Below are 2,607 nucleotides of genomic sequence, written 5' to 3'. Positions count from 1 at the left end.
GACAGTGAGATAAGTGGATTTTCTGGTGCGCCGGTAGAAACCGGCAAGGAGCAGGCGGTGCAAGTCCGCTGCAATGAAGGAGTAGCGATCCGCATTGGCCCTGAGCCGTGCGTCGGCGTCCGCGAGGGCGACGGCGAAGCGTCGGCAGGGGAGCGCATAGGCCAGCCATGGAGCCGCGAAAGTCCACAATCCTGGGCGCCGACGTGGTCAGAAACACGGAAGGCAACACGAACGAAGGCGTCACGCGAGTCTTCGTTCGGCCCGGCGTGGTCGAAGAACCTGGCATGTGCGGAAGCTCTTTGCGCGGGAACCGGGAGGTCTCGGGCTTGGCCGGCGGATGGACACCGCAGGTCCGCATCGGGAAGACGAGGAGTCGTAGCCGATGATGAACGAGCCCGAGAAGTCTGACTCCGCTATAGTAGCAGTGAAGCTGGCGAACAAAGCGGAGCAATCCGCTGCGGAGCTGGTGGAGCCAAGGGCGGGGACCAAGGGGAACGCGGACCAGCAACGCACGCGCCGGGCTCAGAACCGGGGAAACGTGTCACAGGCGCTGGACCGCGTGCGGAAAGTCGCAAGGGAAAGGAAGAAGGAAAAGTTCACGACGCTCCTGCACCATGTCGACGTCGCCATGCTGGAAACGGCGTTCTACGCGCTCAAGCGCGCCGCCGCACCCGGCGTGGACGGCATGACCTGGAAGACCTACGAGCAGGACCTCGATCGCAGGATTGAGGATTTGCATGCAAGGGTTCATCGCGGAGCGTATCGGGCGTTGCCCTCGCGTCGGAGCTACATTCCGAAGGACGACGGAAGCAAGCGCCCGCTGGCGGTTGCGGCTCTCGAGGACAAGATCGTCCAGAAAGCCGTGGCCACTGTGCTGAGCGAGATTTACGAGGAAGATTTCCTCGGTTTCTCCTATGGATTCCGGCCGGATCGCGGCCAGCATGATGCGCTGGACGCGCTGATTGTTGGGATCACCAGCAAGAAGGTGAACTTCATTCTCGACGCCGACATCCGATCATTCTTCACGGAGGTATCCCAGCAATGGGTCGTCCGCTTCCTGGAGCATCGGATCGGTGATCCGCGCATTATCCGGCTCGTCCAGAAATGGCTGCGCGCCGGAGTTCTTGAAGATGGGATCGTGACGGTTGAAGAGAAGGGGACAGGCCAGGGCTCGGTGATCTCGCCGCTGCTCTCGAACGTTTACCTCCACTACGTCTTTGATCTTTGGGCCGATCGCTGGCGACGGCGCGAGGCCACGGGCGACATGATCATGGTCAGATACGCCGATGACATCATCGTCGGCTTTCAGCATGAGAGCGATGCCCGCAGATTCTGGAACGATATGCGCGACAGGCTGGGGGAATTTTCGTTATCGCTGCATTCGGACAAGACCCGGCTGATTGAGTTCGGTCGCTTTGCGGCGCAGAACTGCGAGAAGCGAGGGCGCTCCGGTCCGGAAACCTTCAAGTTCTTGGGCTTTGTGCTCATCTGCGACAAGAGCCGCGGCGGTGTCTTTCGTGTGAGACGGAAGTCGCGGCGCGACCGCATGCGCGCAACGCTTCGAGACATCAAGGAGGCGCTGCGGCGACGCATTAACAGGCCGATCCCCGAAACGGGTAAATGGCTCGCAAGCGTCGTCTCGGGCTATTTCGCCTATCATGCCGTGCCAACCAATGGGCTGGCGCTGGCTGCGTTTCGTCGGCACGTCATCGTCATCTGGCATCGGCAGCTCGCTCGCCGCAGCCAGCGCGCTCGTGTGCCGTGGGAGCGAATGGCGAAGCTGGCAGACGAATATCTCCCCAAGCCGCGCATCCTTCATCCTTGGCCGAACGTGCGCTTCGCCGCCAGACACCCGAGGTAGGAGCCGTATGCGGGAATCCCGCTCGTACGGATCTGTGCGGGGGGCGCTCAGCAATGAGCGTCCCTACCGCGAACCTGACGGCGGCGAGGATTCTCGCTGCGAATCAGGAGCATTCGATGACGAAGAGGAGCCGCCGGACGCATTCTCCGGCGTTCAAGGCGAAAGTGGCGTTGGCCGCGATCAAGGGCGAGAAGACGCTGGCCGAACTGGCGCAGCAGTTCGACGTGCATCCGAACCAGATCACGACGTGGAAGAGCCAGCTTCTGGAAGGCGCGGCGGGCGTGTTCGGGCAGGAGAAGGCGGAGCCGAAAGAGGCGGCCGTGGATTTGAAGTCGCTTCACGCCAAGATTGGCGAGCTGACCCTGGCCAATGATTTTTTAGAGGGCGCGCTCAGCAAAGCCGGCCTGCTGAGCGCAAAGCGATGATCGATCGCAGCCACGCCTTCCCGATCAAAGAACAAGCCAGGATGCTCGGCCTTTCGCGGAGCACGGTCTATTACAAGTCTCGGCCGGTGTCGGCCGAGGACCTGAAGCTGATGCGGCGTCTCGACGAACTGCATCTCGATTATCCCTTCGCCGGAGCGCGGATGCTGCGGGATCTGTTGCGGCGCGAGGACGCCGTCGTCGGCCGCCGGCATGTCGCGACGCTGATGAAGCGGATGGGGATCGAGGCGATCTACCCGCGGCCGAATACGAGCAAGCCGGCGGCCGGCCACAAGATCTACCCGTATCTTCTGCGTGGCGTGA

General features: G+C 62.2%; 2 protein-coding genes and 1 pseudogene. 2 read left to right on the top strand and 1 reads right to left on the bottom strand.

The window, feature by feature from the left end; all coding sequences use genetic code 11:
• Window positions 1–189 (bottom strand): hypothetical protein (locus NEI07_RS15840; RefSeq protein WP_256035855.1); only part of this gene is annotated, 189 nt, incomplete at its 3' end.
• 370 nt (window positions 190–559) lie between these two features.
• Between NEI07_RS15840 and ltrA the strand changes: the two genes are divergently transcribed.
• Together ltrA and NEI07_RS15830 are read left to right on the top strand one after the other, a co-directional pair.
• Window positions 560–1,861, top strand: a complete 1,302-nt coding sequence (ltrA, locus tag NEI07_RS15835; protein WP_407659924.1) for a group II intron reverse transcriptase/maturase — start codon at window positions 560–562, stop codon at window positions 1,859–1,861.
• A gap of 116 nt (window positions 1,862–1,977) precedes the next feature.
• A pseudogene (locus NEI07_RS15830) lies at window positions 1,978–2,607 on the top strand (IS3 family transposase); the annotation flags it as partial.

The organism is Methylocystis suflitae (assembly GCF_024448135.1).
Lineage (GTDB): Bacteria > Pseudomonadota > Alphaproteobacteria > Rhizobiales > Beijerinckiaceae > Methylocystis > Methylocystis suflitae.
This window is presented reverse-complemented; position numbering and strand designations above follow the sequence as displayed.